The following is a 24,328-nucleotide window of genomic DNA, read 5'->3' as shown; positions in this document are numbered from 1 at the left end:
TACATTAGTTGTGAAACAATAGATGGAGGTATCTCATGTCATCAAGCGTCAAACAAGATTCAGGACGAGAGTCCTTCGTCAAAGGCACGCTGCTGCTGTCAGCCGGAAATTTGATTTCACGTGCACTCGGACTGCTCTATACGTTCCCGTTCCAAGCGATGGTCGGGATTGCCGGTGTCACGCTCTATCAGGCGGCGTACACCTATTATGCGCTCATGATCGCCATTTCGACGGCGGGGATTCCCGTGGCCGTATCGAAATTCATCGCCAAGTATAATGCGCTCGGCGAATATGGCACGAGTCAGCGCTTGTTCCGCCAAGGGATGAAGCTGATGCTCGTGACCGGAGTCGTCGCTTTTTTATTACTGTTCTTCTCAGCACCGTGGTTATCGGAACTCATGGTCCGCAACTCGGAGAACAATCAGCAATATATCGACTCGTTGACGCTCGTCACGCGTAGCGTCAGTTTCGCCCTCCTGCTCATCCCAGCGATGAGTATGGTGCGCGGCTATTTCCAAGGACATCAGGACATGGCCCCGACGGCCATCTCCCAGGTCATCGAACAGATTGTCCGCATCATGTTCCTGCTCAGTGGGACGATGCTCGTCTTGTTCGTCTTCTCGGACTCGGCACTCATTCGTCCGCTCGCCGACTCGCTCGGTGGCACCGCTGCCGTGGCGACGACCGAGTTGAACGGTTTGAAAGTGCTCGCCGTCACGATTGCGACGTTCAGTGCCTTTATCGGTGCGATTGGTAGTATCGTCGTGCTCGCCATGTACTGGCGCAAACGGAAAGACATCCATCGTCAAACCGATAATCCGGCCGGCACACCGGTCCGTTCGATGAAATCACTATTGCTCGAGTTGCTCAGCTATTCGATTCCAATCGTCATGGTCGGTCTGTCGACGCCGCTCTATCAGTTCGTCGACCAGTTGACGATGGTCAATACGTTGCTCAACTCTGGGAAGTCGGTCGCCGAAGCGACGTCCGCGTTCGGATTCTTGACGGGGAACGCCCATAAAATCGTGTTGATTCCGGTGTCGATTGCTGCGAGTGTGTCGATGGCGACCATCCCGCTCGTGACAAAATCGTTCACGCACGGCGATATGAACAAAGTTCGCAATCAAGTGAACCATATTTTCCAAGTATCGTTCTTTGTCACCATCCCGGCCGTCATCGGATTGGTCGCGCTCGCGGAGCCGTTGTTCGGGACGTTGTTCCCGGGTGACCGCGAAGGATGGGTCTACCTGCTCCACTACGCACCGAGTGCGTTCTTCCTCGCTTATTACTCGGTGGCGGCGGCCATCCTGCAAGGGATCAACCGTCAATATTTCACGATTTTCGCGACGGCGATGGGGCTCATCACGAAAGCTGTGCTCAACGTACCGTTCGTGTATGCACTCGGCGGGATCGGCGCTGGTTATGCGACGATTGCCGGTTATATCGTCGCGATTATCCTCATGGTTTGGAAAATCCAACGGGCGCTCCAGTTTCCGTATAAGCAACTGTTGCGTCGGACGATGCTCATGTTTGCCATGGGTGGCGCGATGTTTATCGCCGTGTATGGCTCGCTGTTCGTCACGCTCCGGAATGAACCGAGTTGGGGCAATGATATCGTTGCCACGATCGTCGGTTTCGGAATCGGTCTCGTCGTATACGGCTATCTCGGTTGGAGAAGCCACTTGGCCGGAAAACTATTAGGGAAACGATTCCAGTATCGGAGGAAAGCTTAATGCGAATTGATAAATTATTGGCGAACATGGGATACGGTTCGCGCAAAGACGTCAAGATTTTACTGAAACAAGGGGTCGTCCGTGTCGATGACCAGCCTGTCAAAGATGCGAAACGTCAAGTCAACCTTGAAACGGAACGGGTGACCGTGCAAGGCGAGGTCGTCGAGTACAAACCGTTCGTCTACTTGATGATGAACAAGCCGGTAGGTGTCATCAGTGCGACCGAGGACAAGGTCGAATCGACGGTCGTCGATTTGATCGACCCGTCCTACGCCCATTACGAGTTGTTCCCGGTCGGACGTCTCGACAAGGACACGACCGGTCTGTTGCTTCTCACAAACGATGGGGCGTTCAATCATGCGCTCATGTCACCGCGTAAACATGTCGACAAAGTGTATGTCGCCGAAGTTGACGGGGAGATGACGACAGACGATGTCCGTCACTTCGCCGAGGGTGTCGAGCTTGAGGACGGCTATACGACGAAACCGGCCCGACTTGAGCTCATCAGCAAATCCGGACGTCGTTCGACGGTCCGGCTGACGCTCTCGGAAGGGAAGTATCATCAAGTAAAACGGATGATTGCCGCGGTCGGGAAACACGTCGAGCAGCTCGAACGGGTCCAAATCGGCGAGCTCGAGCTCGACCCGACGCTCGAACCCGGGGCGTATCGGGAATTGAGCGAAGAAGAAGTCGACTTGTTCTTCACATGAAATGAAGGCACGTGTCAGCCGACACGTGCCTTTTTGGGCGCAAAAAAAGGGACCCGTTGCCGGAATCCCTCGTAACTTGTTATTTAATTTGCCGTCTTGAGCGAACGTTTTGATGATGTCCACGTTCCGCGACTCGGACTTTCAACCAGATTGTTGTATTCAAGCACGTTCAAATCACGCTGTACGGTGCGTGATGTGATCCCGAACTCCTCTACTAGTTCAGAAGTGGTGACGCATTCCCTTTCGTTAATGAACAAATAAATGGACTTGATGCGGGTTAGCATACGATCTGTTGAACCTTTCATTGGATAACCTCCCAATGCGTAGAATGATGAAAGACAAAACCTACGGACGACAAATGAAATATGAAATTGTTATTTTCTAAAATTACACCTTTAGTATACCGCTCCTGCATAGAATTGCAAGAGAAAAGAACGAACAATCGAAATGTAAAGAAACGATTATGAACGTAAATATCGAATGAAGGATATGTAAAGACGTAGACAAAAGGCTAAAAGACGAACGAAAAAATATTTTCGAAATGAATGTTCGTCTTTCTAACATTTGGATATACTAATAAGGGAGAGAACATTCGCAAAGGGGAGATCCATATGAATTGGAGACAAGAAGTCGACGCACGAAAAGACGCATTTTTAGAAGATTTAACAGGGTTATTGCAAATCCCAAGCGTGCTTGATGAGACGAAGACCGGCCCGAACGAACCGTTTGGACCTGAAGTCCGCCGAGCTCTCGATTACATGTTTGCACTCGGAGAGCGAGACGGGTTCGCTACGAAAGACGTCGCCGGATACGCGGGGCATTTAGAATACGGGTCAGGGGAAGAAATCGTTGGCATCCTCTGTCACTTAGACGTGGTGCCGGCTGGGGAGGGATGGACGTATGGGGCGTTCAATCCTACCATCGCCGACGGGAAAATATTCGCCCGTGGCAGCAATGACGATAAAGGACCGACGATGGCTGCTTATTACGGACTGCGCATCGTGAAGGAACTTGGATTGCCGCTATCGAAACGCGTCCGCCTGATTGCAGGTTGCGACGAGGAGAGCGAATGGCGTTGTGTCCGCGAATACTTCAAACAAGAGGCGATGCCGACATATGGCTTCGCACCGGACGCTGACTTTCCAATTATCAATGCTGAAAAGGGGCTATACGATGGCGTCTTGAAGCAGCTCCCAATTCAACGGGTGCCAGGCTCGAAACATCACTTGGTCTCGTTCGTGAGCGGAGAACGGCCGAACATGGTCCCGGACTTTGCGACAGCGGTACTCGAGACAGAAGACGTTCTCGAAGAAAAGTTTGAAGCGTATCTCGAAAAATATGAAGCGGACGGCACGTGCACATGGGACCAAGGGACGTATACGTTCACGATGAAAGGTGTGGCCGCCCACGCCATGGAACCAGATAACGGAGTCAACGCGGCCTACGTCCTCGCCGGCTTCTTGTTGACGCTCCCGCTCGACATTCAAGGAGAGCGCTACATCGAGTTCATTCGTCACGTGTTCGCCGATTCACGCGGGATTTCACTCGGTATCGAAGCGAGTGATGAGACGGGCGATTTGACGATTAACGGTGGTGTGTTCCGCTATCAAGGGGACGAACGGACGGCGACGGTGAATATCCGTTATCCATACACCGCGAAATTCGAGGAACGGTTGCAAAACTTGAAAGAAATCGCCTTGTCGTTCGGGTTCGAACTGTCGACGCGTCATCATATGCCGCCGCACCATGTGGCCGAAGACCATCCGCTCGTGAAAACGTTGGCAGGCGTCTATGAGCGTCAGACCGGCGAGTCAGCGCACTTGATGGCCATTGGCGGAGGGACGTATGCGCGCTCGCTCGAGGCTGGTGTCGCTTTTGGGGCGCTGTTCCCTGGAGCGAAAGACGTCGCCCACCAAGTCGATGAATACATGGAAATTGAAGATTTACTTCGCGCCGCCGCCATCTATGCGGAAGCGATTTATGAGCTCGCTAAATAATGACCCGTGAGAGCTGACTGATTCGGTCGGCTCTCTGTCTGTTAGGAAGGAAGTTTACTGTGAACCAACAAAAAATATCGTTTCAATCGATTTACGTCGCCATTTTCTTTGCCCAAGGAGCCCTCATTCCTTACATGACGCTTTTCTTCTCGCAGTCACGTTTTGATTTGTCTCCAGGTCAGGTCGGAACAATCGTCGCCATCATGCCGATCCTCTCAATCGGTGTCCAACCGCTATGGGGCATGCTCGCCGACCGAACGGGGCGGGTTCGGGCTTGGTTGATTATTGCGATGCTCGGGGCGGCTGCCTTATCGCTCACGTTCTTGTTCGCGACGTCTTACGTATGGATTATTATATTGATGATCGCCTGGTCCATCTTCCAATGTGCACACATCCCGCTCGTCGATATGATGACACTCGAGTATACGTCACGCGCCAAAATCGACTACGGGGCCATCCGGCTGTTCGGATCGGCCGGATTTGCGATTGCGGTGTTCGTCATGGGTCGCATCTCGGACACGACATGGGGCCTCGCGAGTACGTTTTTACTCAGCGCGGTCATGCTGGCAATCGGTACGCTGTTCGTGCGGAGCGTATCTGAACAGGAACCGAAGCAAGTGCACACGACGGCACCGTTCCAATGGTCGGCCGTCTGGAATGGGCCGTTCATCGCCTTTTTGATTGGGGGCATGCTCGTCTTCGGCCCGATTTACGCGAATAACTATTACTTCGGAATTTATGTGACGAGCATCGGAGGCTCGACGACGCTCGTCGGGACACTGTTCCTTGTCGCGGTATTATGCGAAATTCCATTCATGAAAGTGGCGTACCAAATCGTCTCACGTCTAGGTACGGTCAACGTGCTGGCGGGAGCCGCCTTGATTTCTGCGCTTCGCAACGGCTGGTTAGCACTTGAGCCCCCGATTTGGGTCGTTTGGATTCTTGCCATCGTTCAAGGACTGGTCGTCGGATTATTGATTCCGGTCGCACTTCAATTTGTCCGCAGCCTTGTCAGCCGCAACGTCGTCTCGACGGCGATTGGCGTCTATATGGCCATCACGTCAGGACTAGCGACGGCCGGATTCAACCTCCTCAGTGGATTTATCATTGAATATAACAGCATCATCGGTGTATTTTGGATGTACACGGTGGTCAGCATCATTGGCGCGGTCCTTTTCTTTGGACTGAGACGTTTTCGAGTGAAAGGATGATGGTCATGTCGACACATTACTTTTTGGCGCTACCGATCGAGGACGACACGTTCGAACACGTACAGCAGGACATCTTGCCGTTTTATTCGTATCGTCGGACGTATCGTCCGGAGGAATTTCATTTGACACTTCAGTTTCTCGGTTCATTGGACGATGATGAAGTCGAGGCAGTGAAAGAACTCACACGTGAAGTGACAACGTCGACGGCCCCGTTCGCGCTGACGTTCCAGCAAATCGACCACTTCGGGAGACCGGATCGTCCGCGTGTCTTGACGATCGTCCCGGAACCGTCCGTGGAGTTGACGACACTCACCGGGACGCTTCGACGCAAGTTAGCCGAAGAGATTCCGGCACTCGACCGTAAACCGTTCGTCCCACATGTCACACTCGCAAAAAAGTGGGACACGGGCACACGCATCCCATATATCGCCCCGACGTTCACCATCGAGGAATCGGTTGAAGCGGTCGTCCTTTATCAAATCAACCCGAGTCACACCCCTGCCTATGAGGCAGTCGAAGCATTTCCGTTAAAGCGGTCAGAGGAGGACACATGGCGATCCCGATTAAAATTTTTGACGTAACATCTAAATATGAACGAAACATGCTCGACCAATTCAATCGCTTTCAAGAGTATGTCGAATCCGACGTCGCGCGCATGCGTCGTCTCCACGATTCCAATCGGTTGAATCCGCCCGAAATCATGGAGTTTGTGAACCCGTGGTGGAAATTTTGGCGCCGTACGGAACGCATCGAGCTCGAACCGACGCCGCTCTCGGAGTCACAGTTCCAGACACTGCTCACAAACCGCCGTCATATCCAAAAATTGCAGTACGCCTGTGAAGGGGCGACCGAGGCGGACGTCCCGTTATTGCCATTCTTGCGAGAATACGGATATCGCAAGATGGTATCCGAATGGAACGATCAACATTTCTTCATGTATCGTCCGGTCGTCGAATGGAACGGGGCGACGGTCGAACTGAGCCACCTCATCATCGGACCATCGCATATTTACCTGGTCGAATGGCTCGACGGCGACCGCAGCATCTATCACATATCGAAGCAGAAGACGTGGATTCATCAACCGCTCAAAGGGGAAAATAAACGTGTAGTCAACCCGCTCATCGCGTTGACGCGCACCGAAGAAATCGTTCGACAGTTTCTTCCGTCCTATGACGGGGTCATCCAAAAAGTGACGGTGGCCCCACAAGGCTATTTCGATCATGTGCCTGAAATTCGGTCGACTCAGTTCATCTCACGCGCGGATTATGAACCGTGGATGAAACAAGTGAACACGAGGGCGCCGATCGTCAAAGCCCAACAAATTCGAGATGTGGCGAAACTACTAGATGCGACAGCCCAGATGCCGTTTCGACAATTTTTGGACCAGTAGGTAGGAGAGGATGGAACGTGTATGCATCACACACCAAATCAGCAAACGACGTCTCATGTGACGATTGAACGGGCTTCCTTGCTCTCATTCGAGACGATTCGACTCGAGGTCATTGCCAAATATGAATCCGTACCGGTACAAATCGAACAAAACGGTCGACCGGTCGATTATGTGGTGCTCAATGAATGGACGACAGAGGCGGGTACGATTGAACGAGATATCCAATTGACGCGCCCGGTTACGCTCGAAGCGGTCTATACCGTGTTTCACCCTGGACATAAGACGATTGTCGTCGTGCCCCGCGAAATTGTGCATACGGACGAGTTTGAACGTCGCTATGCCTATGACGGACCGCTCGGCCTTTCATTTTCCGGGCAATCGATTGAGGCATATGTCTGGTCGCCCGTCGCGTTTTCGATTTGGTTCGTCATCCATGATCCCGAAACGCATCGTGAGATTGAACGGTTTCGCATGTCTCGGAGCGGTCGAGGCGTCTGGCATGCCGATGTTCCTAGACTGTACGAAGGCTATTTTTATCGACTGTACGTCAAGACACCTGTCGAAACGAACGAGGTCGTCGATCCTTACGCCAAAGCCGTCAGCCTAAATGGCGAATTTGGCGTATTGATCGATGTTGAGACAGCCGTCGCTGAGCACGTGGAGCCGGCAGAACGCCCGCCTCTCCGCAAAGCGACAGATGCCGTCATCTATGAACTGCATATTCGTGATTTCACGAGCCACCCAGCCTCGACGAGTCGATGGCAAGGGCTATATGCCAGTATCATCGAGACCGGGCTGAAAACGCGCGCAGGGAACAGTGCCGGCTTCGATTATTTGAAAGAGTTCGGGATCACCCACCTGCAGTTATTGCCGGTCCATGATTTTGGCAGCGTCGACGAGGCGACCCGGATGCCATACAACTGGGGCTACGACCCGATTCACTGGTTCGGTTTGGAGGGTAGCTATGCCTCGCAACCGGACGAGCCGCTATCGCGTATCCTCGAGTATGCCGAGATGGTCGATACCTTGCACCGCCATGACATGCGCGTCGTCGTAGACGTCGTCATGAACCATATCTTCATTCGAGAACAATCATCGCTCGAAGCACTCGTGCCGTACTACTATTTCCGTTACGAACATGACGGGACGGTCGCGAACGGGACTGGGGTCGGAAACGACACGGCGTCGGAGCGATATATGATGCGGCGGATGATCGTCGATTGTGTGACGTATTTTGCCGAGACGTATCACGTTGACGGCTTCCGATTCGACTTAATGGGCATTCATGACGTCGAGACGATGAATCAAATTCGGGCCTCACTCGATAAAATCGACCGCTCGATTTTGATTTACGGGGAAGGGTGGGACTTAGCAACGCCTCTCAGCCCGTCATTGAAAGCCTCGTCACATAACGCGGCCTTCATGCCCCGAATCGGTCATTTCAATGACATGATGCGAGACGCTTTGAAAGGGTCGACGTTCAACGACCGGGAGCGTGGATTCGTCTCCGGGAACGAATGGCGGGAGTGGGAGCTGCGCGAATGTATCACTGGGGCAGTTCAAATCCCGAATGTCACCGTCGGGCGCTTCCCGAGCCCGCAATACACGATTAACTACGTAGAAGCGCATGACAATTATACGACGTACGATAAATTGCTGTTATCGTGTGAGGATATGGACGAGACGATGCGGTTGCGGATGCAACGGTTCGCCACGGCCATCGTCATCACATCGCAAGGCGTCCCATTCCTCCACGCCGGTCAAGAGTTCGGCCGGACGAAACAAGGGGTCGAGAACAGCTATAATGCGCCGGACCGCATCAATCATTTCGATTGGGACTTGCGTGACGAACGCCAAAGCGAGGTCGAGTTCGTGAAGACGCTCCTTAAACTGCGGCGCCGTCACACATGTTTCCGCTACGACACCCGGCAGAAAGTCATCGAGCAGTTCAAGTTCCTTCCGTCGCCCCCGGGCGTGATTGCCTACGAGCTGACGGCGAGCCATTCTTATGACGCCTGGCAACGCGTTCGCGTCTATTTGAACGGGACATTCCACGATGTGACGTTCCAAGCGGAAGGGGACTGGAACGTGTATGTTCAAGGGGAAACGGCTAGCCTCGTCCCGATTGAACGAAATCCGAGTCAGATTCAAGTCGAGTCGTTGTCAATGACGATTATCGCGTGTTAATATGGTGATTGTATCTTTGTAATTCTTAATGAGATTTGAGCGTGATGAATATGTATTCAGATATAATCGGTGCGCTCGGTGAAGAGTGGACGGTGGCTTCCGCAGGCGGGATTACAGGCGAAGCGTACGTAGCGACGACGCGCCAACAAAAAATCTTTGTCAAACGAAACTCGTCCCCGTTTTTAGCCATTCTTTCCGCCGAAGGCATCGTCCCCAAATTGCTGTGGACGAAACGGATGTTTAACGGTGACGTCCTCAGTGCCCAACAGTTCATCGAAGGTCGTGAGCTCTCGCCAGCCGATATGAAACGGGCTGATGTGGCGGCACAGCTTGGGAAGATTCATCATTCGAAAGAACTATTATTCATGTTGCAGCAGTTGAATCATACACCGGTCACGTCCTCACTGTTGCTCCGGCAATGTGCCGCTTACGAGCAAGACGAGGCAGACGTGACGATTGATGAGGCAATTCGTTGGTTGTCGGTCCATCAGCCGATTGATGACGAACGTGAACTCGTCGTCTGCCATTCAGACTTGAACCATAACAATTGGATTGAGGATGAGACCGGTCTGTTATATTTGACCGACTGGGATGACGCTATCATCGCCGACCGTGCTTTTGATTTGGCCATGGTCGTCTACAGCTACGTCGACGAGGTGGACTGGGAGACGTGGTTCAGTCATTACGGCATCCGTTTCACCTCCGAGTTACACTATCGAATGCACTGGTATGCGATTGCCCAGACGGTTCTGACCTTATATGGTGAACAGAACGGCATCGCCCGCGCAGAAGGATTGACCGTGCTCCGGGAATTGCTCGATGAAGCAGAGGAACGGACACAATGAAAAAAGGGATGGATCACGAGTGTGAGCCATCCCTTTCCATATGCATCAGACATCATCAGGTTTCATAAAATACGCCCATACGAACGTCGCGATGACGGCGCCGAAGAACGTCAACGGAGCCGCGTAAAAAATAAGAAATTGATCTAACGTGCTCATCGATATAACCTCCTTGTGAAGGATGATTCATGTTCATTAAACAATGATTTCGTGTATAATCGCAAGGGGACTGCTCGCGCGAAGCGGCTAGTCAGCTGAAACTTGAACATTTCTTGAACGAAAGGTTGGAAAAACATGCGTTTACGTCACAAGCCTTGGGCTAAAGAATACATGGAAGCTCAAGAACACGTCTTTATCACTCATCCCGAAACGTTAAAAGGGAACTGGAAATCAGAATTTAAGAACGACAATCCGCTCTTCATCGAAGTCGGGTCGGGGAAAGGGCAATTCATTTTAGGGATGGCCCAGCAGTTCCCGGACGTCAACTTCATCGCTATCGAGTTGTTCGAGAGCGTCGCCGTGTCGATCGTGCAAAAGCTCGTCGAAACGCCGATGCCGAACGTCCGCGTCTTGACTGTGGATGCCAAGCAACTCGTCGACTATTTCGAAGCCGGCGAAGTCGACCGCGTCTATTTGAACTTCTCAGATCCATGGCCGAAGACCCGACATGCGAAACGTCGTTTGACGTATAAGACATTCCTCGCCACGTACGAGGCTGTGTTGCCACGCGGAGGCGAGATTCACTTCAAGACGGATAACCGCGCACTGTTCGAATATTCACTCGAAAGCATGAGTCAATACGGCATGTACTTCACAGATATTTCACTTGATCTTCACGCGAACGAACCGGCAGATAACGTCCGTACCGAGTACGAAGAGCGCTTCAGCGCCATGGGACAACCGATTTATCGGATGGAGGCCGCGTTCCGCCCGAAAATTTGACACGCTTTTTTCTTATTTTAATAGCATTTTCTTCACACTTTTTTCTTTCTTCTTGGTACAATAGGAATGACGCTAAACTGGAATTAGAGAAGGGGGAACATGGGGATGTTGAAAAAAGCATGGGCAAGCCTGCTTGCACTAATCTTCATTCTAACAATCGCACCACTTAATACCTCGGCAAATGAGGCGTTCTTGGACGCCCTTGAAGAGGATTTGAAGGCCACGCACTATGATTACAAAGAAGGAACGGCTGAAATCGTAAAAGAAGAGACGCTCCGTCACTCGAATGGCAACGAAGTCATCGCGGCGGTCGTTGAAATTGATACGGTCCGTGACGGCATCTTCATCACACGTAAGACGGAGTTCCATTACTATGATGCGACGGACAACAAAATCCTCGCAACAGCTGACCTTGCAGAAGTCGAAGGCGCGACTGAATTTGCAGACGCAAACATCGACATGCTCGGACAACAAATCGTCTATTGGTTGCCTGTGTTGATCTTGTTACTCTTGATCGCAATCCCGGCTGTCATCTTGTTCGTTGTCGTGCCACGTTTCTACTCGACGACTGAATACATGAACCCGATTTACGAGAAAAACGATAACCCACGTTAAAAAAAGAGCCGCGAGGCTCTTTTTTTATGCCATTTTTAACTGTTCGACGATTTGAGCAACGTCCATGCCGTTACCGGCTGAAACGGAAGCGACGAAGGCGCTCTCGACGATTGGACCGTCATAAAACTGGATGGTCTTCTCGCCTTCATACATATCGACGGCCAGTTCGGCGTTCATCGTGGCCGAACCGATATCCGATAAGATGAGTGCCTCTTTGTCGACGGCTTCGATGGCCTCAAGGATTCGGGTCACATCAGTCCCGATGCTACCGTCTTCAAGCCCGCTCGCTAAATGAATCGGAACGGATGGGGCCATCTCTTTCATCAAGTCTTGAATCCCTTCAGCGATTTTGGCGCTATGGGATACGATGATGAGCTCTACGATATCACTCAACCTCCTTCATAATCGCTTTTAAGACGATTGAACTCGAGAGTGCCCCCGGGTCGACGGTGCCGCGAGAGTTCTCACCGAAATAAGACGCCCGTCCTTTCGTGGCGACCATATCCTCGGTCGCACCGACGAGTTGATCAAGTTTCGCGTCAAAGTCGTCGGACTCGTTCAAGTCACTCAAGAACGGGTCCCACACATCGACCATCGTCTTTTGGCCAACTTCCGATTTCCCGCGCGCCTTGATCGCTGTCGCTGCTTCGACGAGCGCTTCTTTGACGAGATTGAAATCGGCTTCGGTCGCGTCACCAAACTTAGGCGCTGCCTTGACGAAGGCGGAACCGTAAAGTGGACCGGCTGCGCCACCGACTTTCGACATGAGCGTCATCCCGACTTTTTTACTCAAGTCGCCGAGAGTTGCGTAGTCATCATCGAGGACAGCGACGACCGCTTCAAAGCCACGCGACATATTGATGCCGTGATCTCCGTCGCCGATGGCGCGGTCGAGATCGGTCAATGTATCCTTGTTCGCCTCAATCTCTGATTGGGCGTGCCGTAATGCTTGCTTGAATCCTTCAATCGTCAACATTGCATGAACACCTCATTCGTAGATTAGAGTTTGAAACCGAGTGCCGCCGATGGTGCATCGAGATAGCCCGTCAACTCTTCATCGAGCGGCAAGAGAGTGATCGAGAAGCCGTGCATCTCGAGTGACGTCATATAGTTGCCGACGTATTTTCGTTTCAATGAATAGCCGGCATCTTCCAATTTTTTCGCGACGAAGTGATACGTCACGTACAGTTCAGATAGAGGCGTTCCGCCCATACCGTTGACCATGACGGCGACTTCGCCGGGGCTGACTTCTTTTTTCAAATGATCGAGTAAATCGTCGACGATCGCATCGACGTTCGTCGTCGGTTTCCGTTCGACGCCGCGTTCGCCGTGAATCCCGATTCCAATTTCCATTTCTTCTTCGTTCAAATCGAATCCAGGTTTACCGCTCACCGGCATATAGCAAGGTTCGACGGCCATCCCCATTGAGCGGACATTGGCCGCGACTTTCTCTGCAAGCGCTTTCACTTCGTCGAGTGATTTCCCGCTCGCTGCGGCTGCACCGGCAATCTTGTGGACGAACACGGTACCGGCGACACCGCGACGGTCTTCTTTGTTCGTGATAGCGACATCGTCGGCGACGACGACGTGATCGACTTTAATCCCTTCGGCGTCCGCGAGCTCGGCGGCGAGTTCGAAGTTCATGACGTCACCTGCGTAATTTTTGACGACGAGCAATACGCCATTGCCGCCATCGGCCGCTTTGATGCCTTCGAGCACCATGTCCGGCGTCGGGGACGTGAACACTTCACCGCATACGGCGGCATCGAGCATCCCATCGCCTACATAACCGGCGTGCGCTGGTTCGTGACCGCTCCCTCCACCTGAGACGAGTCCGACTTTCCCGGACTTGGCCCCGTCGGCACGACAGATGACATTGAATCCTTCCACACGACCGTACAGTTCAGGGTGGGCGTGGACCATACCTTCGACCATTTGTGACACGAGCTCGTTTGCTTCACCGATCAGTTTCTTCACGTGGGATCACTCCTTTTTGAGTTTGAAAAGTACCATATTCAATTTTCCACTCTTTTGGGTGAATTAAACAAAAAAAGTCGGCGAAAATATTCGCCGACCTCATCTCATGCATATTCAAGTAGAGCGCCAGTCTCTGAATCGACTGTGAATTGGTACGTCTTCTCTTCGTCGTTCTCGAGAACCGAGATGCCGCCTTTGAAGACGTCGTACTCGCGTCCGTCATACGTATAAATCTCAGGTGATGCCGAGATCCATGCCCCTTGGACGTGACCTTTGGCTGAAAATGCACGCTTCGTGTACTCAAGCGCATCCTCGGCCGATAAGCTTCGTTCATCTAACACTTTTTTCGTCATAAGTGCGGCTGCGATGGCAACCCCGATTCCAACTAACCAATATCTTTTCTTCATATGACTACCTCCCCTTGAACTATGGCTATCATGTACATCGTACCAAAACCTGTACCCCATTGGAACGAAAACCATTCGCATCTGTCGAAAAGTTCTGTATATAATGATACAAGAACGGTTGAAGGGATGGATGGAAATGGAACAAAAAACGAGAGACTTATTCAAGACGTTGACAGAGCTTCCGGGCGCGCCCGGGTTTGAATCAGAGGTCCGCCGGTTTGTTCGTGACCGAATCACACCGCACGTCGATGAAGTCATGACGGATGGCATCGGCTCAATCTTTGGGAAACGGGTCGGGGACGAGGCGGGCCCACGCATCATGGTCGCTGGACATATGGACGAAGTCGCGTTCATGGTCACCCGGATCACAGAAAACGGGATGCTGTACATACAACCGCTCGGCGGATGGTGGAGCCAAGTGCTCATGGCACAACGATTTGACATCGTTACGGCCGATGGATTGATTCCAGGGGTCGTCGCATCGACGCCGCCGCACTTGCTTGGACCGGAGGCGATGAACAAGCCGATGGACATGAAGCAAATGTTTATCGATATCGGGGCCGATACGAAAGAAGAGGCCGAATCGTGGGGCGTACGTCCGGGTCTACCGGCTGTGCCGACGAGCGAGTTCACGCCGCTCAAACATCCGAAAAAAATTATGGCCAAGGCATGGGACAACCGCTACGGCGTCGGGCTCGCCGTCGAGTTGCTCGAAGAGACGACAAAAGCCGATCACCCGAACATCTTGTTCGCCGGGGCGACCGTACAAGAAGAAGTCGGTCTCCGTGGTGCCCAAACAGCAGCCGAAATGATTCGTCCGGATGTCGCGCTCGTCCTCGACGCATCACCAGCCAACGATGCATCAGGCAATAAGACAGAGTTCGGACAGCTCGGGGAAGGGGCACTCATTCGTATCCTCGATCGAGTCATGGTCATGTCTCCTGAGATGCGTGACTTCCTGCTCGATACGGCATCTGATGAAAACATTAAGACCCAGTATTTCGTCTCGCCAGGTGGCACGGATGCGGGTCGCATCCACATGAGCGGGGAAGGGGTGCCGACGGCCGTCATCGGTGTCGCGGCGCGTTATATCCACACGCATGCCTCGATTTTGCATACGGACGACTACGACGCGGCGAAAGCGCTCCTGAAGGCACTCGTCAAACGACTCGATCGCTCGACGATGGAGACGCTCCGGGCTTCACGCTAATTGAACGAAGAACGTCACTCGTGGAGTGGCGTTTTTTTCATATTGAAATTTCACGAGAAACGTTTATACTGATAAAAGTGTGAAGACAGGAACTTTACGACTGACAAGACAGAAATGAGGAATTTCCATGCTTAAGAAAAAAGGGATTACGCTCAGTCCGTCGCTCTATTTCGTGACGGCTCTCAGTTATATGGCACTCGGATTATTCAGTACGCTCATTATCGGCTTGATTATGAAGACGGCCGGAGGACAGTTGCTCGAGACGAACCTGTCTGGATTTGGTTCGACGCTCATCGAAATTGGTGACGTGGCCATCGGCTTGACCGGGCCTGCCATCGGAATCGCCATCGCCTATGCGCTCCAGGCACCACCACTCATCTTGTTCTCGGCACTCGTCGTCGGGGCGTTCGGCTATGAGTTCGGACCAGCCGGCAGTTATGTGGCGACGTTGCTCGCCGTCGAAGTCGCCAAGCTCGTCTCGAAGTCGACGAAACTCGATATTTTGGTCACGCCGTTCACGACGATCGGCATCGGTTATTTGAGTGCGACCTATATCGGTAAATACGTCGGGTTGTTCATGACACAGCTCGGCACATGGATCGAATGGGGAACGGAACAACAACCACTGTTCATGGGAGTCGTCGTCGCGACGTTGATGGGGCTCGCCCTCACGGCTCCGATCTCGAGCGCGGCCATCGCCCTCATGCTCGGTTTGAGCGGGATTGCCGCCGGCGCGGCGACGGTCGGGTGTGCTGCCCAAATGGTCGGGTTTGCCATCACGAGCTATCGGGACAATGGCATCGGAGGCGCCATCGCCCAAGGCATCGGTACATCTATGCTCCAAGTCGGCAATATTGTCAAAAACCCATGGATTCTGTTGCCGCCGACCGTGGCCGGCGCCGTGCTCGCGCCGATTGCGATTCTGTTGTTTGAACTCGATAGCGTCGCGGCAGGCGCTGGCATGGGAACAAGTGGACTCGTCGGACCGATCGTCATGCTCGAAACGATGGGCTTCAGTTGGTATACGTTCATCGTCGTCTTCGGCTTTTTAATCGTCGGGCCAGCGGTGCTCAGCTACGCCGTCTATCAAGTGTTGGTCCGGATGAACCGGATTCGACCGAACGACATGAAAATCGAATATTGAACATACGAAAGAGAGCGTCCCGGCAAATAAGCGGGACGCTCTCTTTCGTTCACCACCCGAAAAAATTCCGGACGATTTCGACCGTTTCCCGCGGGACGCGGAAGCTCGCGAGGAATAGTACGAGCAGGACGGCATAAACGGGGAGTAAAAAACGTTTTCGAATGATGGGCAGCCTGCGCACAAGACGCTTGACGACGCGTTCAAGTATGTAAATCACGGCGAATCCGACGGCGAGCCAAATGAAAATCTCGCCTCGTGATTTGTCCGTATCGATAAACAAATAACCGTAGCGCAGAATCGCCAACATGCCGATGACGCCGACGAGTTGTTCAAGTGGATGCTTCATTTCTGGATTCAACTGTTCGCGTGTCCATTTTGTCATGACTTCACCTTTTTCACGTAGTCTTCACTCCCGACTATCATAAAACACGAGAGCGGAATGTGACAACGGACTTATGCTATCATGAATGAGGAAAAAAGAACAGGAGTGGTGAAGATGAAACAACTGACAACGATGAACGAATATACAGCAGCGAAACAAGGGAAGAGCGTCCTCATGTTTTCAGCAACGTGGTGCGGCGATTGCCGTTTCCTCGACCCATTCATGCCGGACATTGAAGCGAAGTTCTCAGACTGGTCATTTTATTACGTCGATCGTGATGAATGGATGGAGCTTGCTCAAGAACTCGACATTTTCGGGATTCCAAGCTTCGTCGCTTTCAACGGCGGACAAGAAGTCGACCGCTATGTCGGACGCGAACGGAAGACGCCTGAGCAAGTCGAAGCCTTCCTTCATGGGTTAGGGTGAGCTAGATGGAACGGAATGAATTACGTCGCCATCTCGAACGCCGGTTTACGGAAGGGTACCGGACCTCGTATGACCGTGAGAACGAGGTGTTGCGCATCGAGCGGTCCACGGACCGGTTCGGCGTCAACATCCGTCTCGCCCCGCTCGTAGCGAAAGCGAAAGTCCGGGGAGAAGTCGCCATTGAAGAGGTCGTCGACTACATCGAGACAGCGCTCTCGGCCGACGATGCGGTCACACTCGCTGGCAATGAAGCGAACATTTATCCCGTCATCCGTTCGGCCTCGTTCTCGACGGAGACGAAGCGTGGGGAAGCACTCGCGATGACGCCACATACAGCTGAGACGGCTGTCTTTTATGCACTCGATTTGGGCAACGGCTATCGCTTGATCGAAGAGCGGCATTTGGACGGGATGCCTTTGACGCGTCTTGACGAATTGGCACGAGACAACGTCAAGAAGTTGCCGACCGATTTAAAAGAAGATACCGTGGCCGGGAATACGTTCTATTTTCTGGCTGCTCGGGACGGGTATGAAGCGTCACGGATTTTAAATGATGAGTTCTTGCGGGTCATGGAGCGCCGTATCGAAGGCGATATGCTCGTCGGGGTACCGCACCAGGACGTGATGATCATCGCGGACATCCGCAACGATCAGGGTTATGATGCGATGCAGCAGCTCATGTTCGACTTTTTCACGAACGGTCGGATTCCGGTGACGGCTCTTTCTTTCCATTATGAGGCTGGCGTACTCGAGCCAATTTTCATTGTCGGAAAAAAGAACCCACCAACCGACGCATAATCTGCTAAACTATTTGTGTCTAGTTTGAAAGAAGGGGCGTTTTTACGTATGCAAATCAATGCTTTTTATAACCGTGAAGGAATCGGCGATGTCCTCATGGTCCTGTTAAGAGAAGGCGATCGCCATCATCAAGTTGTTGAACGGAAAGACGATGTCGCCATCGTTAAGTCGACGACAGGGAAAGTCAATGGCTACAACGTGTTCAACGCGAGCAACTATTTTGATGTCAGCGATTGGCATGGACCGGTCGAATTGACGGCCGAATTGATTGAGACGCTCGGTGTCATCTTGCGTAAACAAAATATCGAAGCCGAGTTGTCGGGCGTGGACTTTACCCCGAAATTCGTCGTCGGCTATGTCAAAGAAGCTGAGAAACACCCGGATGCCGATAAATTGTCGATTTGTCAGGTCGAGATTGACCAAGGTATGGTCCAAATCGTCTGTGGCGCACCGAACGTCGCAGCTGGCCAAAAAGTCGTCGTCGCGAAACCGGGTGCAGTCATGCCATCAGGTTTGATTATTCGCCCGTCTAAATTACGTGGTGAGAGCTCACACGGGATGATTTGTTCGGCGCGTGAATTGAACTTGCCTGATGCACCGCAAGAAAAAGGAATTCTCGTATTAGATGACGAATATGAAGTAGGTAAAGCATTTGAAATCGGTCGCTAAAATCGACCGATTTTTTGCTAAATAGGATTGAGTGAAAAAGCGAGGAATCAAGTATGGATGCATATGAACGTTCATTAAAACAGCAAGCAGACCGAATTCGACGCGAACTATCCCAAGAAGGGAAGAAAGGTGCGCCTGCACCGAAGCCCGAGCCGAAGGATGAATTTGTGCCGTCGGATGTACCATCTCCGATTTATGGATACGCCCGACCGAAACCGAAAATCATCTTGCCGACTGAACATTCTCCGGAGACGCGAGACGATTCAGCGATGCGCCAAGCGAAGCGAGTGGCCGTCCCAGTTGAGGAAATGTCAGAGGCGGTGCCACCAAGCGTAACGCCTGAGCCTGAGAACGAACCGGTAATTGATTCTGTAGATGAATCGGTGGTCGAATCAGTAGATGAATCGGTGATGGAGTCAGTAGACGAATCCGTTGTTGAATCAGTAGACGAATCGGTGATCGAATCAGTAGATGAACCGGTGATGGAGTCGGTTGATGAATCGGCGCCGGACACGGACGAAGCGATGACACCACAGTCTGACTTTGATGTCACAGCGGACGAAGCGCCAGTAGCGGAGACGCTTGAGGAAATGGTGGCCGAGCAAACAGATTCACCAATCGAAGCGTCAATTATTTCCGCGGAAACATCGCAACCGATTGACGAGAGTCCGACCGTCTTGGAAGATGAGCCGGATGAATCAGATACAAAACCGCTCCTCGGGGAAGTCTCGATTGTAGAGAGCGGATTTGCCTCGGTCTTCATGGGGTCGACCGATTTGAAATCGTCAAAGATTGCCGTTCGTGAAGAAAAACAAGATGTGACCGAACCATCGTTGCCGACTGAAGCATCGATCGAGACGGTGGCACCGATTGTTGAGGATGTTGCGAAAACATTACAGTCGGACGAACCGGTCGATGTGCCTGATGAAGAAACATTGACGCCTGCCATGGGCGTGTCATACAAAGCGGAAGGCCCTCCGCTCAACGTCATGATGACGCCGCAAGACCGGATGGCGATGTACAAGAGTCGCCGATTGGCTAAAAAAAACAATAATCTGTAATAGCATGACTCCGGTAGTTTTGCTATAATGACAAAGGTTTGTCGCATTTTTGAAACAGACCGCAATGAATTAGGGGGGCTATTTACAGATGAACCGTTATCACTTCGTCGGAATTAAAGGAACGGGCATGAGTCCTTTAGCTCAAATTTTAAATGACATGAATAATGAGGTCCGAGGTTCGGACGTTGACAAAGCATTTTTTACTGAAGAAGCATTGAACCGTAAAGGAATTGAAATCCTTCCGTTTGACCCTGAAAACATTACTGAAGGGCAAATCGTCGTCCAAGGTAACGCCTTCACAGACGATCACCCTGAAGTTGTTCGGGCACGCGAACTCGGATTGACGATATACAAGTACTATGAGTTTCTAGGCGAGTTGGCTGACCACTACACGAGTGTCGCCATCACTGGATCTCACGGGAAAACATCGACGACAGGTCTGTTGGCCCACGTCATGCGTGGCATCGAGCCGACATCATTCTTGATTGGCGATGGTACGGGTGAAGGTGTCGAAGACTCGAAAAACTTCGTCTTCGAGGCTTGTGAGTATAAGCGTCACTTCTTATACTATCGTCCGGACTATGCCATCATGACGAACATCGACTTTGATCATTCTGATTACTTCTCAGGACTCGATGACGTCATCGACGCATTCCAAGAGATGGCCAAGCAAGTGAAGAAAGGCATCATCGCTTGCGGGGATGATGAAAATCTTCAACACATTCAAGCGAACGTGCCAATCGTCTATTACGGTTTTGGCGCTCATAACGACTTCCGCGCCGAGAACGTGAACTCGACGGATAACGGGACGACGTTTGACGTGTATTTGCGTGACGACTTCTATGGGACGTTCCGGATTCCAGGATACGGGAACCATAGCGTCTTGAACGCACTTGCCGTCATCGCGACATGTGACTACGAGAACTTACCGAAAGAGTTGGTCAAAGACCGCCTCGAGACGTTCAACGGCGTGAAACGTCGTTTCAGCGAATCGACGCTCGGAAGCCAAGTGTTAGTGGATGATTATGCCCACCATCCACGGGAAATCAGTGCGACAGTGGAAGCGGCGCGTAAAAAATACGTCGGCCGTGAAGTTGTAGCTATCTTCCAACCGCACACGTACACGCGTCTTAAATCATTCATGGATGATTTCGCTGCGGCATTAGCCGAAGCGGATGCCGTTTACTTGTGTGACATCTTCGGTTCGGCTCGCGAACAAGAAGGTACAGTTACGATTGAAGACCTGCAATCGCGCATCGAAGGCGCGAACGTGTTGAAGCGTGGCGGAACGCAAGTGCTCCAGGCACATGACAATGCCGTCCTCCTGTTCATGGGGGCTGGGGACATCCAGACTTATCAACGCGAATATGAGAAACACGTCCAACTTGAAGCGTGAATCGAGAACGAACGGCTGATGCCGTTCGTTTTTTTTTGTGTTTAACATCGAGCTAAGACGGTAATAATACTAGCGACTGAATTTGGAAAAGGAGATGTTAAGGATGGCAAGCCAAGGCGCATTAAACACATTGAACAAAGAGGTAGCCAACTATGGCCTCTTATTCGTCAAACTGCACAACTACCATTGGTACATTAGCGGCCCTCACTTCTTCACGTATCATGAAAAATTAGAGGAACTGTATAATCTCGTCGCCGAACTGTACGATGACGTGGCGGAACGTCTATTGATGAACGATGGCGAACCGTATGCGACGATGAAGGAGTATCTCGAACATTCGACGTTGCAAGAAGGGGACCGCCACGCGGATACCGAGCAGATGATTAAAGATGTCATCAGTGACTTCAAACAGATTCGCCAAGAGATGCAAGACGCGATGGAGAACTTCGAAGACGGGGACGAAGCCATCGAGGACACATTCGTGTCTCATATCGAACGACTCGAAAAAGAGATTTGGATGATGTCGGCTGCGCTCGGTAAAAAGACGAAGCTGTAACGAAAAAACAAGCGTGCCGTCATCGGCACGCTTGTTTTTGTTATTTCAAGTTCTCTGGGTTGAGTGGCAAGAGCGAGTCGACGACGAAACGCCCGTCCTTACGAATCAAGACATCATCGAACCAAATCTCGCCGCCGCCGTAATCAGGGCGTTGGATATTGACGAGGTCCCAATGGATTGACGAGTTGTTGCCGTTATAAGCGTCATCATACGCCTGACCCGGTGTAAAGTGGAAACTGCCGTCGATTTTCTCATCGAACAAGATATCCTTCATCGGATGTTGGATGTACGGGTTGACGCCGATGGCGAACTCGCCGACGAAACGTGCCCCTTCGTCCGTATTGAACACTTCATTGATTCGGTCTGTGTCGTTCGCTGTCGCATCGACAATCTTTCCATCTTTGAACGTCAACGACACGTTCTCGAACGTGAAGCCGTGATACGGTGACGGCGTGTTGTACGTGATGACACCGTTGATCGAATCTTTGACCGGAGCTGTGAACACTTCACCGTCCGGAATGTTCATTTGGCCAGAACACTTGATGGCCGGAATGTCTTTAATTGAGAACGTGAGGTCCGTCCCTGGTCCTTTGATTGTGACACGGTCGGTCTCATTCATGAGGCTGACGAGCGCGTCCATGGCCCGGTCCATCTTACCGTAGTCGAGTGTGCAGACGTTGAAGTAGAAGTCTTCGAACGCCTCAGTCGATTTACCAGCGAGTTGTGCCATCGACGGCGATGGATAACGGAGCACGACCCATCTCGTTCCTTTGACGCGGTCCTCGGTATGCATTTTACCGATAGTGGCCCCGACGAGTTTTTGTTGCTCGGCCGGCACGTCTGACAGTTCGTTGATGTTGTCACCGGCACGAAGGCCGATGTAAGCGTCCATCGCTTGCATCTGTTTGCGTTCGATGTCGGCCATGAGTTCGAGCTGTTCCCGGCTCGCTCCCGTATAAAGTTTGCGCAAGATGCGGCTCTCTTTCAATAAGACGAATGGATGCCCCCCAGCCTCATACGCCTTTTCGACGAGCGCTTCGACAAGCGATTCCTCGACGCCGAAATTTTCAATGAGAACGCGTTCCCCCGGTTTCAATTCGACTGAATAATTGATTAATCCATCAGCGAGTTGCGTGATTCTTGGATCTCTCATACGAACACCCCTTTTAACTTTTTTAAATTTATTTCTATTTTAGTGTAATCGAAAACATAAAAACGGGTAAAGGAATAATCAGACCGGATGGCGAAAACGGTTGTGACAAATCTTTTGAGTCATAATGGTGCTATAATGAAACCACCACATTATTGAATAGGAGGAATGGATGCATGGAAATCACATTAGGAGGCATTGCAGGGCTCGTCGCAGCACTCGCATTTGTCGTACTCGTATTTTTCTTGGCACGTGTCTTGTCGAACGTCAATCGGACACTCGGCAGCGTCGCCAACACAACTGAAAACTTAGAACGTCAATTAGACGGAATCACAATGGAAGTGACGGCGCTCTTACATAAGACGAACCGTCTCGTGGATAACGTCGAGGAGAAAACAGAATTGCTCGCACCGGTGGCACACGCCCTTGATGAGCTCGGCACGTCACTCAACGAAGTGACAGAGTCGGTACGGACGGTTTCTTCTTCTGTTCACGTAGCAGCAGACGAGAATAAAGAGCAGATTGCCCAAGCGGTACGTTGGGGATCGGTCGCTGTAGAATTATTTAAGAAAAACAAAACAGAAACGTCTTCAGACGAACGACCATCACGTCGTCGCGGCCGTCGGGACCGTAAACAAGAACCGACTACGGTTTCACCAGGGTTGATTGCGACAGACGATACAATCAAATCATAACTATCACAAGGAGGAAGTAACGATGACATACGACAAGAACAAGACATATACGAATGAACAGCAATCAAGCGGTGGGTTTTTAGCAGGTGTCGTCCTCGGCGGCGTGATTGGTGCAGCAGTAGCACTCCTCACATCACCGAAGAGCGGACGTGAAGTACGGACATACCTCGACGAGAAAACGGCGACGTCGCGTGAGCGATTGACCGTCAAGTCGAAAGAAGTTCGTGAAAAAGCAGAACCGGTCGTCGGCGAATGGATTAAAGTAGCGAGCGATAAAGCGGCTCCGGTCTTAAACCTCGTAAAAGACAAGGCCCGTGAAGCGGCTGAATTGAAACAACAAGTCGATGAAGACGAATTGTCAATCGAAGAAGCGATGGAGAAAGCTGATCAACTCGTAGCGGAGGCGGAAGCCGAAGTGAAAGAGCAACTCGATAAGGCTTCAGAAGAGCAGTCGAACGAAGCAAAAGATTCGAACGAAGCGAAAGCCTCAAATGAGTCAAACGAGTCGTCGAAGTCAGAAGCGTCGACAGACAAACCGAAACAATCAGACAATAAGCCGAACGCGAACAAATCGAACGCGACGAAATCGGCTGCAAACAAACAAAAAACAACGAGCAGCCGTGACCAATCGGAAGACTATGAGTCAGACTTCGAGGCACCTGTGAAAGACTTGCTCGACGATGAGTCGAAACAAGAATTGAACAACTTGAAGCAAGACCTTAAAAACGGCAACAAATAAGTGATGACGCGTCCGGGACTAGCCGGGCGCTTTTTTTTTGTTGATTTTGTGTCGTCAGCCCATTTCCCTATGACAAAGCGATTAAAGTTCGT

General features: G+C 51.6%; 28 protein-coding genes. 20 read left to right on the top strand and 8 right to left on the bottom strand.

Translation table 11 applies throughout. The annotated features are described in order from the left end of the window. Window positions 1–35: 35 nt before the first annotated feature. Complete coding sequence (locus tag KNP67_RS09995; RefSeq protein WP_214714552.1) at window positions 36–1,733, top strand: putative polysaccharide biosynthesis protein; 1,698 nt, start codon at window positions 36–38, stop codon at window positions 1,731–1,733. Beyond that, entirely contained in the window at window positions 1,733–2,443 is a 711-nt protein-coding gene (locus tag KNP67_RS09990) for a pseudouridine synthase (protein ID WP_021065563.1), read from the top strand. Before KNP67_RS09995 ends, KNP67_RS09990 begins: the two co-directional genes overlap by 1 nt. An 83-nt stretch (window positions 2,444–2,526) precedes the next feature. Here KNP67_RS09990 and KNP67_RS09985 read toward each other — a convergent pair whose 3' ends face one another. Beyond that, complete coding sequence (locus KNP67_RS09985; RefSeq protein WP_081637897.1) at window positions 2,527–2,748, bottom strand: DeoR family transcriptional regulator; 222 nt, start codon at window positions 2,746–2,748, stop codon at window positions 2,527–2,529. 306 nt (window positions 2,749–3,054) lie between these two features. On the opposite strand from KNP67_RS09985, the gene pepV reads away from it, so the two are divergent. Genes pepV through KNP67_RS09955 form a run of 6 tightly spaced genes read left to right on the top strand, consistent with a single transcriptional unit; the run spans window position 3,055 to window position 10,073 of the window. Further along, window positions 3,055–4,440: a dipeptidase PepV gene (gene pepV, locus KNP67_RS09980; protein WP_021065564.1), complete on the top strand. Its 1,386-nt coding sequence runs from the start codon at window positions 3,055–3,057 to the stop codon at window positions 4,438–4,440. Window positions 4,441–4,499: 59 nt separating this feature from the next. Beyond that, a complete protein-coding gene (locus KNP67_RS09975; RefSeq protein WP_131471311.1) occupies window positions 4,500–5,651 on the top strand; it encodes an MFS transporter in 1,152 nt (383 codons plus the stop codon). A 5-nt stretch (window positions 5,652–5,656) separates the two neighbouring features. After that, on the top strand, window positions 5,657–6,232 hold the full coding sequence (gene thpR / locus KNP67_RS09970; protein WP_131471310.1) for an RNA 2',3'-cyclic phosphodiesterase: 576 nt from the start codon (window positions 5,657–5,659) through the stop codon (window positions 6,230–6,232). Then, the gene (locus KNP67_RS09965) at window positions 6,202–7,041 is read left to right on the top strand and encodes an NERD domain-containing protein (protein WP_131471309.1); all 840 of its coding nucleotides are present in this window, start codon (window positions 6,202–6,204) and stop codon (window positions 7,039–7,041) included. The genes thpR and KNP67_RS09965 overlap by 31 nt, the downstream gene beginning before the upstream one ends. Before the next feature lie 21 nt (window positions 7,042–7,062). Then, window positions 7,063–9,228: a type I pullulanase gene (gene pulA, locus KNP67_RS09960; RefSeq protein ID WP_165569416.1), complete on the top strand. Its 2,166-nt coding sequence runs from the start codon at window positions 7,063–7,065 to the stop codon at window positions 9,226–9,228. A 50-nt stretch (window positions 9,229–9,278) separates the two neighbouring features. Then, window positions 9,279–10,073, top strand: coding sequence for a phosphotransferase family protein (locus tag KNP67_RS09955; RefSeq protein WP_029595153.1), 795 nt, complete (start codon window positions 9,279–9,281; stop codon window positions 10,071–10,073). A 45-nt stretch (window positions 10,074–10,118) separates the two neighbouring features. On the opposite strand, the gene cydS is transcribed toward KNP67_RS09955, so the two are convergent. Further along, window positions 10,119–10,229, bottom strand: coding sequence for a cytochrome bd oxidase small subunit CydS family protein (gene cydS / locus KNP67_RS15655; RefSeq protein ID WP_021065570.1), 111 nt, complete (start codon window positions 10,227–10,229; stop codon window positions 10,119–10,121). A gap of 135 nt (window positions 10,230–10,364) precedes the next feature. Between cydS and trmB the strand changes: the two genes are divergently transcribed. Together trmB and KNP67_RS09945 are read left to right on the top strand one after the other, a co-directional pair. Further along, window positions 10,365–11,012 carry a tRNA (guanosine(46)-N7)-methyltransferase TrmB gene (gene trmB, locus KNP67_RS09950; protein ID WP_131471308.1) on the top strand — a complete coding sequence of 216 codons (648 nt, stop codon included), beginning with the start codon at window positions 10,365–10,367 and terminating at the stop codon, window positions 11,010–11,012. 105 nt (window positions 11,013–11,117) lie between these two features. Next, window positions 11,118–11,627: a hypothetical protein gene (locus KNP67_RS09945; RefSeq protein ID WP_021065572.1), complete on the top strand. Its 510-nt coding sequence runs from the start codon at window positions 11,118–11,120 to the stop codon at window positions 11,625–11,627. A 24-nt stretch (window positions 11,628–11,651) separates the two neighbouring features. Here the strand turns inward: KNP67_RS09945 and dhaM are convergent, their stop codons facing one another. From dhaM to KNP67_RS09925, 4 genes are all read right to left on the bottom strand, one after another. After that, window positions 11,652–12,020 (bottom strand): dihydroxyacetone kinase phosphoryl donor subunit DhaM, encoded by a 369-nt coding sequence (gene dhaM, locus KNP67_RS09940; RefSeq protein WP_256442302.1) that lies wholly within the window; start codon window positions 12,018–12,020, stop codon window positions 11,652–11,654. Then, the gene (gene dhaL, locus KNP67_RS09935; protein ID WP_021065574.1) at window positions 12,013–12,603 is read right to left on the bottom strand and encodes a dihydroxyacetone kinase subunit DhaL; all 591 of its coding nucleotides are present in this window, start codon (window positions 12,601–12,603) and stop codon (window positions 12,013–12,015) included. Before dhaL ends, dhaM begins: the two co-directional genes overlap by 8 nt. 23 nt (window positions 12,604–12,626) lie before the next feature. Then, window positions 12,627–13,604: a dihydroxyacetone kinase subunit DhaK gene (gene dhaK, locus KNP67_RS09930; RefSeq protein ID WP_131471307.1), complete on the bottom strand. Its 978-nt coding sequence runs from the start codon at window positions 13,602–13,604 to the stop codon at window positions 12,627–12,629. Between the two features lie 104 nt (window positions 13,605–13,708). Beyond that, the gene (locus tag KNP67_RS09925; protein ID WP_021065576.1) at window positions 13,709–14,011 is read right to left on the bottom strand and encodes a PepSY domain-containing protein; all 303 of its coding nucleotides are present in this window, start codon (window positions 14,009–14,011) and stop codon (window positions 13,709–13,711) included. A gap of 136 nt (window positions 14,012–14,147) precedes the next feature. Here KNP67_RS09925 and KNP67_RS09920 point away from each other — a divergent pair, with 136 nt between their 5' ends. Together KNP67_RS09920 and KNP67_RS09915 are read left to right on the top strand one after the other, a co-directional pair. Beyond that, window positions 14,148–15,221, top strand: a complete 1,074-nt coding sequence (locus KNP67_RS09920) for a M42 family metallopeptidase (RefSeq protein WP_029595159.1) — start codon at window positions 14,148–14,150, stop codon at window positions 15,219–15,221. A 127-nt stretch (window positions 15,222–15,348) separates the two neighbouring features. After that, window positions 15,349–16,365, top strand: coding sequence for a PTS sugar transporter subunit IIC (locus KNP67_RS09915; protein WP_131471306.1), 1,017 nt, complete (start codon window positions 15,349–15,351; stop codon window positions 16,363–16,365). 49 nt (window positions 16,366–16,414) lie between these two features. Here KNP67_RS09915 and KNP67_RS09910 read toward each other — a convergent pair whose 3' ends face one another. After that, the gene (locus KNP67_RS09910; protein WP_214756546.1) at window positions 16,415–16,747 is read right to left on the bottom strand and encodes a hypothetical protein; all 333 of its coding nucleotides are present in this window, start codon (window positions 16,745–16,747) and stop codon (window positions 16,415–16,417) included. A 114-nt stretch (window positions 16,748–16,861) separates the two neighbouring features. On the opposite strand from KNP67_RS09910, the gene KNP67_RS09905 reads away from it, so the two are divergent. From KNP67_RS09905 to KNP67_RS09880, 6 genes are all read left to right on the top strand, one after another. Then, window positions 16,862–17,173 (top strand): thioredoxin family protein, encoded by a 312-nt coding sequence (locus KNP67_RS09905; RefSeq protein ID WP_021065580.1) that lies wholly within the window; start codon window positions 16,862–16,864, stop codon window positions 17,171–17,173. 5 nt (window positions 17,174–17,178) lie between these two features. Next, the gene (locus KNP67_RS09900) at window positions 17,179–17,970 is read left to right on the top strand and encodes a DUF1444 family protein (protein WP_131471304.1); all 792 of its coding nucleotides are present in this window, start codon (window positions 17,179–17,181) and stop codon (window positions 17,968–17,970) included. 48 nt (window positions 17,971–18,018) lie between these two features. Beyond that, the gene (ytpR, locus tag KNP67_RS09895; protein WP_214756545.1) at window positions 18,019–18,639 is read left to right on the top strand and encodes a YtpR family tRNA-binding protein; all 621 of its coding nucleotides are present in this window, start codon (window positions 18,019–18,021) and stop codon (window positions 18,637–18,639) included. 53 nt (window positions 18,640–18,692) lie between these two features. Then, entirely contained in the window at window positions 18,693–19,700 is a 1,008-nt protein-coding gene (locus KNP67_RS09890; protein ID WP_214756543.1) for a hypothetical protein, read from the top strand. Between the two features lie 88 nt (window positions 19,701–19,788). Beyond that, entirely contained in the window at window positions 19,789–21,096 is a 1,308-nt protein-coding gene (murC, locus tag KNP67_RS09885; protein WP_021065584.1) for a UDP-N-acetylmuramate--L-alanine ligase, read from the top strand. 103 nt (window positions 21,097–21,199) lie between these two features. Further along, window positions 21,200–21,652 carry a Dps family protein gene (locus KNP67_RS09880; protein WP_021065585.1) on the top strand — a complete coding sequence of 151 codons (453 nt, stop codon included), beginning with the start codon at window positions 21,200–21,202 and terminating at the stop codon, window positions 21,650–21,652. A gap of 40 nt (window positions 21,653–21,692) precedes the next feature. Here KNP67_RS09880 and KNP67_RS09875 read toward each other — a convergent pair whose 3' ends face one another. After that, complete coding sequence (locus KNP67_RS09875) at window positions 21,693–22,805, bottom strand: aminopeptidase (RefSeq protein WP_021065586.1); 1,113 nt, start codon at window positions 22,803–22,805, stop codon at window positions 21,693–21,695. 173 nt (window positions 22,806–22,978) lie between these two features. On the opposite strand from KNP67_RS09875, the gene KNP67_RS09870 reads away from it, so the two are divergent. Together KNP67_RS09870 and KNP67_RS09865 are read left to right on the top strand one after the other, a co-directional pair. Further along, window positions 22,979–23,497, top strand: a complete 519-nt coding sequence (locus KNP67_RS09870; protein WP_021065587.1) for a DUF948 domain-containing protein — start codon at window positions 22,979–22,981, stop codon at window positions 23,495–23,497. A gap of 22 nt (window positions 23,498–23,519) precedes the next feature. Next, entirely contained in the window at window positions 23,520–24,236 is a 717-nt protein-coding gene (locus KNP67_RS09865) for a YtxH domain-containing protein (RefSeq protein WP_029595164.1), read from the top strand. Window positions 24,237–24,328: the final 92 nt, after the last annotated feature.

It is taken from the genome of Exiguobacterium sp. s157, assembly GCF_018618205.1.
GTDB lineage: Bacteria > Bacillota > Bacilli > Exiguobacteriales > Exiguobacteriaceae > Exiguobacterium > Exiguobacterium chiriqhucha.
Note: the sequence above shows the minus strand (reverse complement) of the source record. Positions and strands in the feature narration are given on the sequence as shown.

Bases quoted from the DNA above. Each gene is read 5' to 3' on its own strand.
- KNP67_RS09995 (WP_214714552.1), top strand. From the start codon at position 36: ATGTCATCAAGCGTCAAACAAGATTCAGGACGAGAGTCCTTCGTCAAA.
- KNP67_RS09990 (WP_021065563.1), top strand. From the start codon at position 1,733: ATGCGAATTGATAAATTATTGGCGAACATGGGATACGGTTCGCGCAAA.
- KNP67_RS09985 (WP_081637897.1), bottom strand. From the start codon at position 2,748: ATGAAAGGTTCAACAGATCGTATGCTAACCCGCATCAAGTCCATTTAT.
- pepV (WP_021065564.1), top strand. From the start codon at position 3,055: ATGAATTGGAGACAAGAAGTCGACGCACGAAAAGACGCATTTTTAGAA.
- thpR (WP_131471310.1), top strand. From the start codon at position 5,657: ATGTCGACACATTACTTTTTGGCGCTACCGATCGAGGACGACACGTTC.
- KNP67_RS09965 (WP_131471309.1), top strand. From the start codon at position 6,202: ATGGCGATCCCGATTAAAATTTTTGACGTAACATCTAAATATGAACGA.
- pulA (WP_165569416.1), top strand. From the start codon at position 7,063: ATGCATCACACACCAAATCAGCAAACGACGTCTCATGTGACGATTGAA.
- KNP67_RS09955 (WP_029595153.1), top strand. From the start codon at position 9,279: ATGTATTCAGATATAATCGGTGCGCTCGGTGAAGAGTGGACGGTGGCT.
- cydS (WP_021065570.1), bottom strand. From the start codon at position 10,229: ATGAGCACGTTAGATCAATTTCTTATTTTTTACGCGGCTCCGTTGACG.
- trmB (WP_131471308.1), top strand. From the start codon at position 10,365: ATGCGTTTACGTCACAAGCCTTGGGCTAAAGAATACATGGAAGCTCAA.
- KNP67_RS09945 (WP_021065572.1), top strand. From the start codon at position 11,118: ATGTTGAAAAAAGCATGGGCAAGCCTGCTTGCACTAATCTTCATTCTA.
- dhaL (WP_021065574.1), bottom strand. From the start codon at position 12,603: ATGTTGACGATTGAAGGATTCAAGCAAGCATTACGGCACGCCCAATCA.
- KNP67_RS09925 (WP_021065576.1), bottom strand. From the start codon at position 14,011: ATGAAGAAAAGATATTGGTTAGTTGGAATCGGGGTTGCCATCGCAGCC.
- KNP67_RS09920 (WP_029595159.1), top strand. From the start codon at position 14,148: ATGGAACAAAAAACGAGAGACTTATTCAAGACGTTGACAGAGCTTCCG.
- KNP67_RS09915 (WP_131471306.1), top strand. From the start codon at position 15,349: ATGCTTAAGAAAAAAGGGATTACGCTCAGTCCGTCGCTCTATTTCGTG.
- KNP67_RS09910 (WP_214756546.1), bottom strand. From the start codon at position 16,747: ATGACAAAATGGACACGCGAACAGTTGAATCCAGAAATGAAGCATCCA.
- KNP67_RS09905 (WP_021065580.1), top strand. From the start codon at position 16,862: ATGAAACAACTGACAACGATGAACGAATATACAGCAGCGAAACAAGGG.
- KNP67_RS09900 (WP_131471304.1), top strand. From the start codon at position 17,179: ATGGAACGGAATGAATTACGTCGCCATCTCGAACGCCGGTTTACGGAA.
- ytpR (WP_214756545.1), top strand. From the start codon at position 18,019: ATGCAAATCAATGCTTTTTATAACCGTGAAGGAATCGGCGATGTCCTC.
- KNP67_RS09890 (WP_214756543.1), top strand. From the start codon at position 18,693: ATGGATGCATATGAACGTTCATTAAAACAGCAAGCAGACCGAATTCGA.
- murC (WP_021065584.1), top strand. From the start codon at position 19,789: ATGAACCGTTATCACTTCGTCGGAATTAAAGGAACGGGCATGAGTCCT.
- KNP67_RS09880 (WP_021065585.1), top strand. From the start codon at position 21,200: ATGGCAAGCCAAGGCGCATTAAACACATTGAACAAAGAGGTAGCCAAC.
- KNP67_RS09875 (WP_021065586.1), bottom strand. From the start codon at position 22,805: ATGAGAGATCCAAGAATCACGCAACTCGCTGATGGATTAATCAATTAT.
- KNP67_RS09870 (WP_021065587.1), top strand. From the start codon at position 22,979: ATGGAAATCACATTAGGAGGCATTGCAGGGCTCGTCGCAGCACTCGCA.
- KNP67_RS09865 (WP_029595164.1), top strand. From the start codon at position 23,520: ATGACATACGACAAGAACAAGACATATACGAATGAACAGCAATCAAGC.